The 17,158-nt window shown below is 52.1% G+C and carries 14 protein-coding genes and 1 tRNA gene; 14 read left to right on the plus strand and 1 reads right to left on the minus strand.

Annotation, left to right across the window (positions count from 1 at the left end; genetic code table 11):
* The first annotated feature begins 37 nt into the window (after positions 1–37).
* A complete protein-coding gene (locus tag ACMAZB_RS04610) occupies positions 38–700 on the plus strand; it encodes a cupin domain-containing protein (protein ID WP_435219595.1) in 663 nt (220 codons plus the stop codon).
* Between the two features lie 320 nt (positions 701–1,020).
* Complete coding sequence (locus tag ACMAZB_RS04615) at positions 1,021–1,989, plus strand: alpha/beta fold hydrolase (protein WP_435219596.1); 969 nt, start codon at positions 1,021–1,023, stop codon at positions 1,987–1,989.
* 96 nt (positions 1,990–2,085) lie between these two features.
* Here the strand turns inward: ACMAZB_RS04615 and greB are convergent, their stop codons facing one another.
* Positions 2,086–2,595, minus strand: coding sequence for a transcription elongation factor GreB (gene greB / locus ACMAZB_RS04620; protein WP_435219597.1), 510 nt, complete (start codon positions 2,593–2,595; stop codon positions 2,086–2,088).
* A gap of 349 nt (positions 2,596–2,944) precedes the next feature.
* On the opposite strand from greB, the gene ACMAZB_RS04625 reads away from it, so the two are divergent.
* The 12 genes from ACMAZB_RS04625 to ACMAZB_RS04680 all read left to right on the plus strand — a co-directional run bounded on the left by ACMAZB_RS04625 (position 2,945) and on the right by ACMAZB_RS04680 (position 17,045).
* The gene (locus ACMAZB_RS04625; RefSeq protein ID WP_435219598.1) at positions 2,945–4,603 is read left to right on the plus strand and encodes a thrombospondin type 3 repeat-containing protein; all 1,659 of its coding nucleotides are present in this window, start codon (positions 2,945–2,947) and stop codon (positions 4,601–4,603) included.
* Between the two features lie 105 nt (positions 4,604–4,708).
* Positions 4,709–6,001 carry an imelysin family protein gene (locus tag ACMAZB_RS04630; RefSeq protein WP_435219599.1) on the plus strand — a complete coding sequence of 431 codons (1,293 nt, stop codon included), beginning with the start codon at positions 4,709–4,711 and terminating at the stop codon, positions 5,999–6,001.
* 35 nt (positions 6,002–6,036) lie between these two features.
* Complete coding sequence (locus ACMAZB_RS04635; RefSeq protein ID WP_435219600.1) at positions 6,037–8,184, plus strand: TonB-dependent receptor family protein; 2,148 nt, start codon at positions 6,037–6,039, stop codon at positions 8,182–8,184.
* Between the two features lie 6 nt (positions 8,185–8,190).
* Entirely contained in the window at positions 8,191–9,105 is a 915-nt protein-coding gene (locus tag ACMAZB_RS04640; RefSeq protein ID WP_435219601.1) for a sterol desaturase family protein, read from the plus strand.
* Between the two features lie 423 nt (positions 9,106–9,528).
* Complete coding sequence (locus tag ACMAZB_RS04645) at positions 9,529–10,386, plus strand: M23 family metallopeptidase (RefSeq protein ID WP_435219602.1); 858 nt, start codon at positions 9,529–9,531, stop codon at positions 10,384–10,386.
* Between the two features lie 76 nt (positions 10,387–10,462).
* Complete coding sequence (locus tag ACMAZB_RS04650) at positions 10,463–10,648, plus strand: Trm112 family protein (RefSeq protein WP_007236018.1); 186 nt, start codon at positions 10,463–10,465, stop codon at positions 10,646–10,648.
* Between the two features lie 10 nt (positions 10,649–10,658).
* Positions 10,659–11,015, plus strand: coding sequence for a histidine triad nucleotide-binding protein (locus ACMAZB_RS04655; protein WP_040812837.1), 357 nt, complete (start codon positions 10,659–10,661; stop codon positions 11,013–11,015).
* A gap of 191 nt (positions 11,016–11,206) precedes the next feature.
* Complete coding sequence (gene alaS / locus ACMAZB_RS04660) at positions 11,207–13,807, plus strand: alanine--tRNA ligase (RefSeq protein ID WP_435219603.1); 2,601 nt, start codon at positions 11,207–11,209, stop codon at positions 13,805–13,807.
* 114 nt (positions 13,808–13,921) lie between these two features.
* Positions 13,922–15,157, plus strand: a complete 1,236-nt coding sequence (locus ACMAZB_RS04665) for an aspartate kinase (protein WP_435214869.1) — start codon at positions 13,922–13,924, stop codon at positions 15,155–15,157.
* 56 nt (positions 15,158–15,213) lie between these two features.
* The gene (csrA, locus tag ACMAZB_RS04670; protein ID WP_435214871.1) at positions 15,214–15,426 is read left to right on the plus strand and encodes a carbon storage regulator CsrA; all 213 of its coding nucleotides are present in this window, start codon (positions 15,214–15,216) and stop codon (positions 15,424–15,426) included.
* Between the two features lie 45 nt (positions 15,427–15,471).
* Positions 15,472–15,562: transfer RNA gene (locus ACMAZB_RS04675), tRNA-Ser, on the plus strand.
* A 712-nt stretch (positions 15,563–16,274) separates the two neighbouring features.
* Positions 16,275–17,045 carry a crotonase/enoyl-CoA hydratase family protein gene (locus ACMAZB_RS04680; protein ID WP_435219604.1) on the plus strand — a complete coding sequence of 257 codons (771 nt, stop codon included), beginning with the start codon at positions 16,275–16,277 and terminating at the stop codon, positions 17,043–17,045.
* The last annotated feature ends 113 nt before the right edge of the window (positions 17,046–17,158 follow it).

Here is a 17,158-nt window from a genome sequence, read left to right on the forward strand (position 1 = left end):
ACCGTATTAAAGTTGATTCTAAGGTTTTTAGTTAACCATGAGATTACATGCTGATCTAACGCGCCGTGCTGTTGTTAATAGCCTCGAGCTTAATTGGGTAGAGTCACCAATGGCGGGGGTTCACCGCCGGATGCTGGACCGCAAGGGTGATGAGATTGCCCGAGCAACCAGTATCGTCCGCTACCAGCCAGAGAGTTTTTTTTCGTCCCACACCCACGGTGGTGGCGAAGAATTTTTAGTGCTTGAGGGGATTTTCTCTGACGAAAACGGCGATTACGGTGCGGGGACTTATGTCCGAAATCCTGTTGGCTCAAGCCACACCCCTTTTTCTAGGGAGGGCGGCACAATATTCGTCAAACTGCAGCAGTTCCACCCTGAGGACCAGCAACACGTATGTTTGGATACAAAGGCAGCGTCGTGGCGTCAGGGGCTGGTAGAGGGCACGCGAGTATTGCCATTACATCAGTTCCGTGGCGAGGTCGTAGTGTTAGTCGATTGTGCTCCGGGGGTTGTTTTCCCTGAGTGCTTGTATCCCGGTGGTCAAGAAATTCTAGTTCTTGAGGGAGAGCTAAACGATAATTTTGCTGGCCATAGAAAAGGTACTTGGATAAGAAATCCACCAGCTAGCTGTCTACAACAAGACAGCCCTCATGGTTGCTTGCTCTATGTGAAAACGGGGCATTTAGTCCCGGAAAGTTAACAAGTTAACTCCTGAAAAGTTGGTCTGAAGTTGTCTTCCCACTAGCTCCAAGCAGAAGAAATGACCTATGCTTCGTCCAGCGACGCGACGGGCAAATCGAATGAACTATCGCAGGGCTGTCGCGCTGAAGAACCTTGATCTTCCAAATTGCGCAGTTCGGAGAGAGTCTTTTTTAGCGACTTAGACCGTTTAGGCGCAGAATTTAAACGTCACAGAATCTGTTGCCACGCCCTTTAAACGCAGGGCTGGCAGTAGGCAAAACATGATCATCAAAAAGCACAATTTTATTGGCTTTTTTCTACGGCATTTATTGGGGCGTTATGAATACAGTGGTAACTGCAATACCTGAACTTTTGAACGAGTTGCCGCCAGATGCTGAGGCCGTCCCCCCTTGGCTCGAGAGCGCCCTGCAAGTGCCTCGCGAGGAGGGTTGGGTAGATTCAGGAGGATGCCCAATTCATTATTTTCGCTGGGGCAACCCAGAGAATCCAGGATTGTTATTAATGCATGGGTTTCTGGCGCATGCTCGATGTTTTGCCTTTATTGCGCCGTTTCTCGCAGAAAATTATCACGTTGTGGCTTTTGACCTGTCGGGTATGGGTGATTCAGGGGTGAGGGAGCATTATCCCGATGCGGTTCGTGCTGCTGAAGTCGAAGATGTGGCGCGCGCTACGGGATTATTTGATCATGAGATTAAGCCGATTGTGATCGCGCATTCTTATGGGGGGCATGTGGCGTTGACTGCCATGGCAGACCGTCACCAAATGTTCGGTGGTTTAATCATTTGTGATTTGATGGTCTTGCGGGCTGAGCGCCTCAAAGCGCACTTTTCGGAGGGTAGACCACTGCCATCTGATCCATCGCGCCCCAATCGCATTTACCCCGATTATGAAACCGCAAAGGGTCGCTTCGTTCTTTCGCCCAATCAGCCTGTCAGCGTTCCTAGTCTTTTTGACTACATGGCGTTTCACTCTTTACGACAAGTGGATGAGGGCTGGCGCTGGAAGTTCGATACCAGCGTTTTTCAGAGCGACTTTGGTCAAGAGGAGCGTATGTTTGGCCAAGGCAAGATTATTGCGGCGACACCGGGCCGAAAAGCCGTAGTGTACGGTCAAGACAGCGTTTTATTTGATGACGATTCGGCGGTTTATCTTCGAGAGTGCGGGGCGGTAGACGTTCCCATGATAGGGATCCCGGGGGCGCGACATCATCTGATGCTGGACGAGCCTATTGCCTTTGTCAGTGTGTTGCGCGGAATTTTGGCGCTGTGGGCTGTGCCTGCTGTCTGAGGTAAAGCTGGGGTGCTGAGTAAAGGTATGTAGGCGGCTGCATAGCGGTGTTTCATGACCGACGCTCAGCAGATTTGACCGACGTTAAACAGGCGTTTACCTCGAGTCATCGACGTAGCGAACCGCATTGAGGTACCAGGTTTGTGGACCTGAGGGGCTCTCTATAACGATCTCTGTGTCGATGGTTTTGCCGAGTAAGGCACGGCCCAATGGGGAGTCACAGCTCAGCTTCTGCGCACTCAGGTCGAATTCATCGGGGCCAACAATCCGCCAGTGGTGCACTTCGCCTTCAGCATTTTCGAGGGTTACGTAGGCGCCAAAGTAAGCTTTGTCGGGGTTGGTTGGCGCCGACGTAACAACGACGAGTTCGTCGAGGCGCTTGCGTAAAAAGCGGACCCTGCTGTCGATTTCGCGTAGGCGCTTTTTGCCGTAAATATAATCACCATTCTCCGATCGGTCGCCGTTAGCAGCGGCGGCCTGTACCACGGCTGTAACTACCGGCCGCTCTACCTTCCAAAGTTCCTTGAGTTCTTCGCGTAAGCGTTGCTCCCCTTCTTGCGTGATGTAGGGGGAGCCTTTGGGCCTCGGCGGGCGGTAACGTGACAATTCAAGACTCCTCGCTGTTCGTTTCGAAAATAAGCGCCCGAGCAAACCCAAAGCTTTACAAAGCCTCAACCATAGCAGGGTTTGGGTGCGATCTAGCCCACCGAGGTTAGGCGGTGTTTGTGACGAAGTTGCGCAGCTTGCATAGCGCACTCAAAAGCCGAAAAGGGTCCTAGTGCCCCGATGATCTATGTCGAAAACCACTGACGGTATGCCCCTTGACGAGATAGATCCAAACATCACGCTAATCGTATTGCAAATGAGAATGATTCGCTATACGATTATGTTTTAGTTAAATAAAATCACACAACTTAAAAGATTTGAGACAAACGGAATTTAGAAGGGGTTTCCGATGACAAGAGTAAGTCGAAAATTGAGCGTTGTTTTTCCTGCGTTGCTTTTATCGTTGGGTTTAGTCGCTTGTGGAGGCGGCAGTGACTCGCCTCCACCGCCCCCGCCCCCAACCCCGCCCGCAGAAGAGCCGGTAGAGGATCCAGACACCGATGGCGACGGCATTGTAGACGCCGAAGACAATTGTGTTGAGACCGGAAATCCCGAACAGGAGGACAGTGACGTTAACGGTAAGGGCGATGCCTGTGATCCTATGCCTCTGGTTTACGCCGCCGTTGGCTACGTGGGTGATGGCACTGACGACGGCGTCAGTTACACGGGTCAGACAGCGAGGCAGGTGCTGCAACTCGGTCTTGTTAGTTACATGGAAGACTTGCAAGAGAGCCCCGGGCAGGCAGAGGAAATATCAGCGGGTTTACGGTTCTATATGACCGGCGACGGAGCCGATGAAACTGCCCACGGATTTACGACGAAAGGCAGCGACCCGGTTATACCAGGACCCACTTATGGCGATATCAGCACGGGTAAAAACCTCAACGGAAAAATTGCCGGCGGTAGCTTAGCAGGCACGGGTGAGACCGAAATGTTAATCGACGATGAGTTCTTTGGTTGGAGTGCAGGGCTGGACGCTACGCCTCTTCCCATCGAGTTGGTCTACGTTTGGATGGACGCACTAGCAGCAGAAGCGACAGACGAGGTCACGCCGGCGGTGACAGTAGCCAGTGGCGAAGAGGTCCTCATTGGTACTCCAATGATTTCAAGCACTGGGGTTCATTATCGGCAGTTGATTCAGAAGTTTTTATCGGTAGCGGTGAATTTTTCCCAGGGCACAAATGACTATCTGCAAGCCGACTTCCCCAACATGCTGGGTGAGGAAAAACCCGGCAAAGGTTACTCGGCGGGTGCCCACGACTACGACGAGGCTTTCGGTTACTACGGCGCCTCTAGGGATCTCAATGATTACACCGACGATGAGGCTGCCGGCAAAGGCGGGCGCGCTGAATATGGCAATGGCTATTACGACTCCAACGGCGATGGCTTAATCGACCTGAGAAGTGAATTTATTTTTGGCCATGCGCAAAACTGCGCAAAGCGTGATCGTAAAAAGAATGCCGAGGGCGTTGCTTACACCGACTATTCCAAGTCGGCAATGGACGCTTTTTTGGTGGGTCGTCGAATTCTTGAAAATGCTGAGGCAGCCGGAGAGTTGACGGTAGAGGCAGATGCCGCATTGCAGGGTCAAATCGAAATCGCTGCAATAACTTGGGAGAAGTGTATTGCGGCCACGGTCGTGCACTACATCAACGATGTCTCAGATGATATGGCCGACTTTGCCCCGCCTTATTACGCCGATCTTTCTAATTTCATCAATTTGTCTAAGCACTGGGGTGAGATGAAAGGGTTCGCTCTGGGTTTACAGTTTAGCCCAGTGTCTCCCTTTCGAACCGGCGAAACAGGGAAGGATGTCGCAGATCTGAAGCGGGTGCTGTCGCTCATGGGAGACGCCCCGGTGTTGGCTGACGGGTCTCAGGGTGGCCAAGCTGCCACTGCAGCTTCTCCGTCAGATGCCATTCAAAACTACTTAGCAGATTTGCAAGAAGCGCGGGATATCTTGGCAGAAGCCTACGGATTCGAGTCGGAAGTGGTCGAGATTTGGTAGTCGATCAAAAATACGAGAACTATCGGGCGTTATAACCATTAACGCTCAAATTACAGGCGCCGCAGACCGGCGTCTTTTGTTGTTTTAAGTTTGAGGACATTTGGAATGTCAAAGAGGTTGAGTGGGCTGTTGTTTTATTGCCTGGTGATATTTTCTTTAGCGGCTTGTACTGATAGTGGGGGCGATGTGGCCCCCACGCCAATTCCCGGTGATGGTACGGCCGGTGGTGACACGCCAGATGACCCCTCGGGTGGCAGCGGGTCTGGAGAATACTCAGTAGCGCAAATGTTAACGGCCTATGTCGATGAGATTGTGTTACCCAATTACGCCGCCTTGGTGTCTTCGGCACAAGCCATGACGAATTCTGAGGGCGACCTTTATGCCTACTGCGACGCTATCGGCACAGAAAATGAGTCGGCATCCCGTGCAAATGCACAAGATCAATGGCGAGCCTTAGCGTCACAAGTTCAGCGCGCAGAATTACACGCGATAGGACCCGCCTCGGAGAACGCATTCAATCTGCAATATCGGCTCAATTCGTACATGTTCGGCTCATTGAGTACCTGCGGTGTTGACGGCATTGCGGCGTTGGTGGATGAGAATTTTGACATCAGTAATCGTTCAATTAATCAGCGCGGCATCGGGGCTTTGGAGTATCTCCTGTTTAATGAGACGCTGGACCACTCCTGTCCCCCTCAGGCTTCTGCGACTCAGAATTGGAACGATTTGAGCGTCGAGCAAAGAAAAGAAAAGCGTTGCGACGCGGCAAAGCTCATTGCCCAAGATATTGCTGAAGCGGCTGATGCTATCGCGACCCGCTGGGACCCTAGTGGCGGCGATTTCCGAGGGAATTTTTTAGCTGAAGACAGCCTATCCGAGAGCCTGCAGATAACCACCGATGGCCTTTTTTACATCGAAGAGGGTGCCAAGGATGCAAAGCTGGGTAACCCCCTGGGAATTATTGAAGCCTGCTCTTCGCTGACCTGTCCCGAACAAATTGAATCACCGTTTAGTCGAACATCGCTTCGTCAAATTATTAATAACGTCAGGGCATTTGAAACAATCTTTGTCTCCAATGAAGCCACAGGATTTGACGCCCATATTGTCAGCGAGGGATTTCCCGAAGTAGCTCAGCGGTTTGTTGATAATTTGTCAGTCACAGTTGCCCTGGCTGAAAGTATTGACGTTTCACTCTCAGAGCAGGTTCAGCTAATACAAACGGCCTCTGATGACGCTGAGTGTGCCAATGCATTCGCTAACCCAGACAGCCCTTCAGATCGATTCCCAACCTGCACGCTTTACGGACTCATTAAGCGAATAGTCGACGACTTGAAAATTGATTTTGTCACTATCGTCAACGTTTCCGTGCCGGGTGGCTCTCAGGCTGACAACGATTAATGCAAGTTTTAAAAATTAATAAGTGTGAGTTAATCATGAAGTGTTTAGTGGGTGTCGTTGCGCTAGTGAGCGCGGGTGCAGCTTTTGCAGAAAATTCTGTGCTTGAGGAAATCACCATTATTGGCAGTCGCACCGATGCTCGAGAAGTTTCGGGCTCTGCCTATGTGATCAACGAGGAAGACCTTGAGCGTTTTGACTATGTCGATCTCAAGAAAATCTTGGCCCAAACACCTGGGGTCTATATTCGAGACGAAGATGGCTACGGGCTGCGTCCTAATGTTGGTATCAGAGGTGCTGCTGCAGAGCGAAGTCAAAAAATCACGCTTATGCGTGATGAGGTTTTAATTACGCCTGCGCCGTACTCCGCACCCGCAGCCTATTATGTCCCCAATGTGAGCCGCATCTCGAGTATCGAGGTGGTAAAGGGCCCGGCAGCTGTTACCCACGGGCCTCACACCGTAGGAGGGGCAGTGAATTTAGTTTCTGCTCCTGTTCCTAGCGCTGCTATGGGCGTGCTAGACCTCAGCTACGGTTCTGATGGTTACTACAAAGCCCAAGCCGCCTACGGAAACATGAAGGGTAATTTTGGGTACCTCGTTGACGTCCTGACTTACGGCGCCGATGGCTTTAAGACTATTGATGGTCATGGTGATTCTACGGGCTTTGAACGCTCTGACTTTGGCATCAAGCTGCTTTATCAGAATCCGGAATCGCCCCGTGAGCACAAAGTATCCCTGTTGATCGAAGGGGGAGAGGAGAGAGCTGATGAAACGTATTTGGGGCTCGCCGACGCCGACTTTAGAGACAACCCCTATCGACGCTATGCTGCATCGCAGTTGGCACGATTTGAGTCTGAGCATATTAATGTGCTCTTAAATTACTCACTGTCCCTAACCCAAAACACCCGCTCCAATGTGAAAGTGTATTGGAACGATTTTGATCGATCATGGAATAAGCTAGATGGCTTTTTGGCGGGCCCAACGCTACAAAAGGTTTTGCAAGCGCCGAGTCAGTATCAGGATCAGTATTTTGTATTAACCGGACAGAAAAACTCTGCCCTGACAGATGATGAAATTTTGGATGTCACCAACAACGATCGGGCTTACGAAAGTAGTGGTATTCAGTGGTCAATTTCAGATCAAAGAGCTATTGGATCCATTACCTTATCGTCCCGCGGGGGTATCCGCCTGCATCAAGATCAAGTGGAGCGAAATCATCAGCCAGCGACTTACTTAATGACCAATTTACAAATGATTCCCGATGCAGTGCCAAGAGAGCCAAAGGTCGTGAACAAGGCCGAAAGTGAGGCCTTGGCGGTTTATGGCATAACCCGAATTAGCCTCGGTGGATTTTCCATAGATCTGGGGGTCCGGCATGAAGACATTGACGGAGAGGTCTTCAATCAGCTGACCGGCGAACGGTTGAAACGCTCTCAAGCACTGACTTCGCCGTCGATCAGTGGTATCTGGGAGGTTTCCGACAATATGTCGTTTTTTGGCGGCATTTATGAGGGTTTTTCCCCTGCGGGACCTGGATCAGAAGCTTCTCATGAGGACAGCACAAATTACGAGATTGGCGCACGCTTTAACAACGGCGGCAGTGAATTATCTTTGGTCGGTTTTTATAGCGACTACGGTAATCTCATTGGCCGTTGTCGTGTTAGCGATACCAGTTGTGAGCCGGGTTCAGAGTTCAACGGTGGTGAGGTGGAGATTTTTGGTGCGGAATTAGCTGCGCTGCATACAGTGATGCTGTCAGAAAGTCTCTCGCTGCAGGGCGCCCTAAGTTACACCTACAGCGAATCTGAGTTTGCGACTACGTTTTTTTCAGGATTCCCCCAATGGGGTTTGGTAAAAGCGGGAGACGAGGTTCCCTATATTCCTGAGAGCGTGGGCAGTCTGCGCGTTAGCCTGTTAGGAGACCGCTGGCACATAGACAGCACCCTCGATTTTCAATCGCAGATGCGTGAGGTCCCTGGCGCCGGTGCCATTACCGAAGAATTGCATAGTGATGGGTTTGCTATTTTGGACCTCAGCGCCACTTACGACATGACAAACCATGTTTCGCTGCAGGCGTCTTTATTAAACGTAACTGACGAAGCTGCGATAGTGTCTCACCGACCGTTCGGAGCTAGACCCAATCGTCCGCAATCAATTGTTGGCCGCATTCGCTATTCGTTCTGAGTATTCATGATGCTAGATGCAGTACAGCCACTTATTGCGCCGTTGCTATATGTCAACGATCCTGCCAAGCGGTTGTTCTGGATGCATATTTTAGGTTCAGTTGTGCTTGCCGCTTGGTACTTTAGGGCCGCATTGCCGGGCTTGGGCCCCGGGGCTCTTGCCCGTCGCCTACTTTGCAAAAAATATTGGTGGAATGCCTCCACACGCATCGATTACGCGCTGTTATTTCTCAATACGTTTCTCAAACTCGTCGTCTTTATTCCAATGCTGGGAGGTCAGCTGGGGGTGGCACTTATTACCGCTCGCGTCTTGCACCTTCATGTTTTGGACGCCCCGCAAATCTCCGCAGGCCCAATTTTTGTGTCGCTGAGTTTTACCATGGTGGCTTTTGTCTTTGATGATGCAGCCCGTTTCCTCACGCACCTAGCCATGCACCGCAACCCCTTCTTATGGCGCATTCATCGGCTTCATCACTCTGCAACGACGCTGACTCCGTTTACTGTCTTTCGAACTCACCCAATCGAAAGCTTCATTAACTATTTGCGATCAATTGTTACATTGGGGCTGATTTCTGGGGTGTTTATTTGGGGCTTTGGTGCGCAGCTTCAGGTTTGGGATATTTTGGGCGTAAATGCGTTGGGGTTTTTACTAACCTTGGCCGGATCTAATCTGCGGCATAGCCATATTCCCTTGGGGTTTGGATCCTTCGAGCGTTATATCATCAGCCCGGCCCAGCACCAGCTGCACCATTCTATAGACCACGGGCACGGCAATTTGGGTGCCTACCTCGCCCTTTGGGATCGGTGGAATAAGACTTTTATCTGGGGTTCTTCGGCACACAACCTTTCATTTGGACTCAATGATTATGAGGAAAAGGCCTCGCCCAATAGGGTGTTGCCTGTGGTTGATTTTACCCGTTAGCTTTTGATTTCCGGCGCTACAGTGAGTCGGTATAGCCTCCTGTAAGGGTAGTTTTGGGTAGGTTAAATAAGCTGTGCCATTGGATTACGGGATCATTGCTCGGCGTTAATAGCCGCACCCTAGTTGCGTCAAAAGTTATTAGGTTGGTCACGGTTAGCCTGTGACACTTTAAAGGTAACGGCTAATAAAGCTTTGGCTTAGCCCTGCCTCTGAGACTCTTGAGGTTTTTAGTGCGCTCAAGACCGGCCACGCGGACAAACCGCGAAGTTCGCTCGGTGTTTTCACAAATGCTCGCACCTCAATAGACAAGCCGCTGAGGTATTAAAAGCCGACCTGATGCCGGATGCGAGAAATCTAACCCTTGCAGTGAAAATCAAATGTATTGATGCTACGAGTAAGATTAAGCGATATGACGATGGAATTATGATTATTGTTTTACTCCAGCGGGTTGCTGTGCAGCGGGTTTTCGCCATGCTGATGCTCTGCTGTGGTGCCCCGGCAGCCGTTGCCAACTGCGTAGAATTGTCGGGAGACGCTAGGCAGGGGGGCTTGTTGTGGGGACAAGTGGCACCGACTGCGCTTGTGACCGTGGATGAAACTTCTATATTGGTCATGCCCAGCGGAGCGTTTGTTTTGGGGTTAGGGCGCGACGCACCCAAAGAGCAGGCGCTCTCAATTATCTACGCTGGAGACCGCTGCACCCAAACCGTGGCAGTCGCGCAGAGACAATACAACATCCAGCGCGTTGAGGGCGTTCCCCAAAAGACCGTCACGCCCCCCGACGATGTGCTTGAGCGGATTGCTCGAGAGCGCGCGCTGGTTCGCAAGGCCAAAGCCCAGCGTATTGAGCGTCCTGAGCTGCTAGAGGCGGTGCAGGCGGGACTTTCGTGGCCTGCAACGGGCAGAATCAGCGGAGTTTACGGCAGCCAGAGATTTTATAATGGCACTCCCGGTTCACCCCATTACGGTGTCGATGTGGCGGTGCCCACGGGGCATCCTGTTGTGGCTCCGGGTCCCGGAGTGATCACCTTGGCGGAGCTCGATCTTTTCTACTCTGGGGGTACGATTATTCTCGATCACGGGTATGGTCTGTCTTCGTCCTTTCTGCATCTTAGCAAGCTACATGTAGAGGTGGGTCAAGAGGTGCAGCGGGGCGATCTTATTGGTGAGGTTGGGGCTACCGGACGCGCTACTGGGCCACATTTAGATTGGCGAATGAGTTGGTTGAATCAACGGGTCGACCCTCAGCTGCTTGTTCCGGCCATGCCGCTTCCAGACTGATCGTTATCAACAGGTGCGAATTGCACCGGCATACCCGTATACTTCCCAACCGTCTATTGTCACCAGAGGATTTCTCGTGCTCGATCCCAAACTACTTGAGATTTTGGTCTGCCCCGTCTCCAAGGCGCCCCTGGAGTACCAGCCTGAGCAACAGGAGCTCGTTTGCCGTGCCAGTGGGCTCGCCTACCCTATACGCGATGACATTCCCGTTATGCTTGAAAGCGAAGCGCGTAGTTTAAGTCTCGAAGAGCGTGAACGGTGAGCAGAAGCTTATGAGCGATACGATTTTTGGCAAGATTACGCGTGGTGAAATTCCCAGCGAATTTTTGTACGAGGACGAACACTGCGTTGTCATTCAAGATATTCACCCACAAGCGCCGACGCACGTTTTAATCATTCCCAGAAAACCGATTCCCCGATTGGTCGATGCACAGCAGAGCGATTCAGAGCTGCTGGGGCACCTGCTACTGGTAGCGGGTAAAGTCGCAAATGATTTGGGTGTGGGTGAAGGTTTTCGATTGGTGATTAATAATGGTGCCGATGGCGGGCAGACGGTTTTTCACTTGCATCTTCACATACTGGCAGGTCGCAGCATGGCTGAGGGTGAGTTGGCGGGTGGCCTGGCCTGAGTCAGCAGTGTTGGGTTTCCCGGGTTCTTAGTGGGTGATGCATTAAACCAGTGCAGCAGTGTCTGAGTATTATGCCCAGTCGTCCGGCCGTAAAAGCAATAAAGACTGTCGCGATAAAGTTTGAGAAGTCATCAAAAAAAGGGCTCTGAGCCCAATGTATTCATGGCCGTGGGGCCAAATGAGAGCTTGCAATGAAAACAGCTGAAATACGTGAAGCGTTCCTGTCCTATTTTGAAGATCAGGGCCATACTCGAGTCGAGTCAAGCTCCCTCGTGCCCCATGACGACCCGACACTTTTGTTTACCAACGCGGGAATGAATCAGTTTAAAGAGACCTTTTTGGGGTTGGAGACCCGGGCTTACCAGCGGGCTTGTACGTCACAAAAATGTGTTCGTGCAGGTGGCAAACACAACGACCTTGAAAATGTCGGTTACACCGCGCGTCACCATACCTTTTTCGAAATGTTGGGCAACTTTAGCTTTGGGGATTATTTCAAGCGCGAGGCCATCAATTTTGCTTGGACCTTTCTGACTGAGGTGTTGGAGTTACCCAAGGAGCGCCTTTGGGTGACGGTTCACATTTCCGATGACGAGGCGGCGGCCATTTGGATTGATGAAATTGGAATTGATCCCAGCTGCTTATCGCGCTTAGACGAAGACAATTTTTGGCAGATGGGTGACACCGGGCCTTGCGGGCCCAGCTCTGAAATTTTTTACGACCATGGCGCCCATGTGCCCGGCGGGCCTCCTGGCAGTGCCGACGATGATCTCGATCGCTACATTGAAATCTGGAATCTTGTGTTCATGCAGTTTAATCGGGATGGCGCCGGGGAGTTGCATCCGCTACCGGCGCCTTCTGTTGATACAGGCATGGGTCTGGAGCGCATAGCGGCGGTTTTGCAGGGCGTGCATTCCAATTATGAAATAGATCTTTTTCAAACCTTGATCAAAGCCACTGCCTCGGCTCTTGCTGTCACTGATCTGGAAGAGAAATCATTGCGCGTGATCGCGGATCACCTGCGCTCCTGTGCATTTCTCATTGCCGATGGTGTGACGCCTAGCAATGAGGGCCGGGGGTATGTGCTGCGCCGCATTATTCGCCGCGCCGTGCGTCACGGCAACAAACTGGGTGCTACCCAGCCTTTTTTCGCGACCTTAGTGCCTGTGCTAGTGGCTGAAATGGGCGCAGCTTATCCTGACCTTCAGGCGAGTGAGAGCGCCATTGTGAAGGCGCTTCGTGCCGAGGAAGATCAGTTCGCGCGAACTCTTGATAATGGCATGGCTATTCTTGAAGAGGCCCTGAGCGGTCTTGAGGGCGCTGTACTTCCTGGTGAGCTTGTTTTTAGGCTCTACGACACTTACGGGTTCCCGGTTGATCTGACAAATGACATTGCTCGCGAGCGCAACCTTACCTTAGATGTGGAAGGTTACGATGCGGCAATGGCCCAGCAGCGCAAGCGATCTCAGGAGAGCGGCAGTTTCAAAGTTGACTACAACGAGTCAGTCACAATCCACGGAGAGACGCAGTTTACCGGCTACGACAGCACCGAAGGCTCAGGAACCATTTTGGCTCTGTTGGCCGAGGGTGAGATGACGCAGTCATTGGCTGCGGGTGAACGGGGTGTTGTGGTTCTCAACAGCACGCCTTTTTACGGCGAAAGCGGGGGGCAGGTAGGTGACTGTGGCTTGCTACAGGGCGATTCGAGCCGTGCGGATGTTACCGATACAACTAAGGCTCAGGGGCATCACTTTCATCATGTTCAGGTGACTACCGGTGCTCTAACCGTGGGCGATGCCCTGACAGCGACGGTCGATAACGAGTTGCGCCAGCGTATTCGTCTCAATCACTCGGCAACACATTTACTCCATGAGGCCCTGCGCCGGGTTTTAGGTGACCACGTGGTACAGAAGGGCTCGCTGGTCGACTCCGAGAGGCTGCGGTTTGATTTTTCTCATGGTGAGGCTGTGAGTGCTGCGCAAATTGAAGAACTCACCCAAATTGTGAATGAGCAAATTCGGAGGAACAGTGCCACGACGACGCAGTTAATGGATATGGATAGCGCCGTTGCAGCGGGTGCGACCGCCCTCTTTGGTGAGAAGTACGGTGACGAAGTTCGGGTGCTGTCTATGGGATCCCAAGGCTTTTCGGTGGAGCTCTGTGGCGGTACTCATGTTGACAGAACGGGCGATATTGGCCTGCTGTTGGTGACCGGTGAGTCTGGCGTCGCTGCTGGGGTGCGAAGAATAGAAGCCATCACGGGTCAGGCTGCTTTAGTGCAAAGTTTAGCCAGCAGTCAGCGGGTGGTCGATGTGGCTGAGGTTTTAAAAGCCACGCCAAACGCCGTTGTCGAGAAGGCCAGCGTATTGCGATCAGAAGTACGTGAGCTGGAAAAAGAGGTGGCGCGCTTGAAGCAAAAGCTGGCCACTTCATCTGGAGGCGACCTCACACAGTCAGCGGTGGAGATTGGTGGCATCAAGGTGCTAGCCACCCAAATAGAAGGTGCTGATGTAGCGACGCTTCGTGAGACACTGGATCAATGTAAAAACAAGTTAGGTACGGCCGTAGTGTTGTTAGCCGCGGTAGAGGGCGACAAAATTTCTTTAGTCGCAGGTGTCACCAAAGATGCCACCGACAAAGTGCGAGCGGGAGACGCCATTAAAGAGTTTGCCGGCCGCTTGGGTGGCAAGGGCGGAGGTCGTCCTGACATGGCTCAGGGCGGTGGTACCGATGTTGCAGCTTTACCCGCGGCGCTAGCGGCCGTGCCAGACTGGGTGGCGTCACAGCTTGCCTAGTGGGGCTCGCTGTCAGGTCCGGCCCTTCCTATCGAATATCGCGCGCACCGCTTACTCAGCGGTGCTTATGTGGTATGCTCCGCGCCCAATTTTAACCGACCGGCACGGGTTTTCATGGCCCTAATAGTTCAAAAATATGGCGGCACTTCGGTGGGCTCGGCTGAGCGTATCGAGCATGTTGCCGACAAGGTTGCGGGCTTTCATCGCGACGGCCATGACGTGGTGGTTGTCGTCTCAGCAATGTCTGGAGAGACCAACCGTCTCATTGAACTTGCGCACTCCATAGAAGAGTACCCCCAGCCTCGGGAGCTCGACATGCTCGTGTCAACCGGTGAGCAGGTCACTACAGCTTTGCTGAGCATGGCGCTTCACAAGCGCAAGGTGCCCGCTCGATCTTACAATGGGTCTCAGGTGCGTATTCTGACCGATACTGCCCACACCAAGGCACGAATTCAGCACATTGATGGCCACCGTTTACGGGCCGATATTGATCAGCGGCGAGTCGTGGTTGTGGCCGGATTTCAGGGAGTTGATCCGGAGGGCAACATAACGACGTTGGGGCGGGGTGGTTCGGACACAACAGCTGTGGCCCTCGCGGCAGCATTGTCGGCCGATGAATGCCAAATTTATACCGATGTTGATGGGGTTTACACGACAGACCCGCGGGTGGAATCGAGCGCCAGACGCCTTGAAAAAATTACCTTTGAAGAAATGCTCGAGCTCGCAAGCATGGGTTCCAAAGTGCTGCAGATACGTGCTGTCGAATTTGCGGGTAAGTATGCCGTGCCACTGAGAGTTCTCAGTAGTTTTAACGAGGGCCCCGGTACTTTAATTACCATGGAAGAGGACGCAGATATGGAAGCGCCAACAATAGCGGGCATTGCTTTCAACCGTGATGAGGCCAAACTCACCGTATTGGGCGTGCCCGACACTCCCGGTGTTGCTTACAAAATATTAGGTCCTGTGGGTGAGGCCAATGTTGAAGTCGATGTAATACTTCAGAACATTGGAGAGGAAGGTCATACCGATTTTACTTTCACTGTGGCGCGTAACGATCTTGAGAAAGCGAGAAAAATTCTTGAAGATTTAGTGGTTCAGTTGGACGCGAAAGAATTGCGTGCCGACGCAAAAATTGCCAAAGTGTCGATTGTCGGGGTTGGCATGCGCTCACATGCTAATGTCGCGGCGCGCATGTTCAAGGCCTTGGCAGAAGTGGGCGTTAATATTCAAATGATCAGCACGTCGGAAATAAAAATTTCGGTGATTATCGAGGAAGATTATTTGGAACTCGCGGTGAGGGCTTTGCACTCCGCATTTGGTCTCGAGCACAGTCCTGAGGGCAGTGGCTGAGATCGGCTATAATTAGGACTTAAATTCAAGAAAAGCAGCAAACAGGGAAGTTAGAAATGCTGATACTAACAAGAAGAATGGGTGAGTCCTTGGTGATTGGCGACAACATCACCATTACAGTGCTCGGTGTAAAAGGTAACCAGACCCGTCTGGGGGTAGACGCGCCTCGTGATGTGTCGGTGCATCGGGAGGAAATTCTTAATCGGATTCAAGCCGATAACCCCCCAGAAGAGGGGGAAAGCGACGGAAATACCCGAGACAGCGACTAAAGCCTGTTTTTCAGCGAATTCTCTATGGTAGGATTCGCACCCTCTGGAGAAGTGGCCGAGTGGCTGAAGGCGCTCCCCTGCTAAGGGAGTATACGTTAATCGCGTATCGAGGGTTCGAATCCCTCCTTCTCCGCCATCCAAATAAAAGACGCCCCTCTGGGGCGTTTTTTTGTTTGGGGCTTTGACTATGGGATGAGAACCCTCGGGTTCGACAAACGCTGCCTAGGGCAGAGTTTGGACGCGTAGCCCAGAGGCGGAGCGCCCTGAAAGGGTTTGAGCAGCGGAGGCAACGCTGCTCGAATCAATCCCTCCTTCTCCGCCATCCAAATAAAAGACGCCCCTCTGGGGCGTTTTTTTGTTTGGGGCTTTGACTATGGGATGAGAACCCTCGGGATCGACAAACGCTGCCTAGGGCAGAGTTTGCACGCGTAGCCGAGAGGCGGAGCGCCCTAGAAGGGTTCGGGTGGGCGGCTTGACGAGAACGCTGTTGTAGTAAAGGTTTTAAACATCAAGAGCGGTATGATTTTCAGGTTCAGCTAAGCGCCACTCTCGTCTCTCGTTATTTCTAGTTTTAAATTTTCACGCCGTAGTATAAAGTCTTAACTAACTATACATATGTGTTAATAAACTAATTCAGTATGGCAAAGGCCAGATTTTGGCGAGACGCCTTTCGAATTTGGTTGGTCAGCAGAAAATAAAATGCTCAGATATTTCTGGTGCCTGATTGCGAGATCAAGGCCTCCTAAATGTATTTTTGTGCAAGAGCGGGAAGGGGCGTGGAAACGCATGGGACCGCCGTCATCTTCCCGAATAGCGCGATTGAGTTGACCTGAATAAGGAGAATAAAGATGGTTTCTGAAAGCGAAGTGATTGTTAGTGACGACAATGGCGTGCTGACGATAATGCTCAATCGACCACAAGCAAAGAATGCAGCTAATAAGGTACTGGCCGAGGGGGTGAGTGCAGCAATCGACCAACTGGAGAGCGACTCCAATCTGCGAGTGGCCGTGATTACGGGCGCAGGTGGGACTTTCTGCTCGGGCATGGACCTCAAAGGCTTCGTCCGAGGTGAGACACCCTATATCGAAGGCCGGGGGTTTGCCGGTTTGACCGAATATCGCACTAAGAAACCGATCATTGCGGCGGTAGAGGGTTATGCGCTGGCCGGCGGGATGGAGATGGCCATCAGCTGCGACATGATTGTCGCCGCTGAGAGTGCCAAATTTGGCATCCCTGAAGTTAAGCGAGGCTTGGCAGCTGGTGCCGGGGGCTTGTATCGCCTTCCTAGGCAGATACCCGAGCGCGTGGCGATGGAGTTGGCCTTAATGGGCGACTTTATTTCCGCGCAGCGCGCCTATGAATTGGGTTTGATTAACCGGGTTGTCGAAAGCGGTGGCGCCCTTGTAGCAGCGCAGGAAATGGCGGCAAAAATCGCGGCGAATGGTCCATTGGCTGTGGCCGCCAGCATGATGGTCGTGGGTCAGGCCCAAGATTGGACACTGGAAGAAGCTGCTCAGAAACAGGGCGAGTATCTCAGTCCGGTATTTTCTAGCGCAGATGCCATTGAAGGCGCGACAGCTTTTGCCGAAAAGCGCGCGCCTGAGTGGAAGGGGAGGTAATTAGGCGTTTTATTTCTCAACCTGCGTTGCTACGAAATCTGAATGAATTCGGTGGCTCAGGCGAAAATGGAGTTACGTGTGGGTATGTCTGAGGGCAAAACCGCCATAGTCAT

The sequence above is a fragment of the Luminiphilus sp. nBUS_07 genome (assembly GCF_051201685.1).
GTDB lineage: Bacteria > Pseudomonadota > Gammaproteobacteria > Pseudomonadales > Halieaceae > Luminiphilus.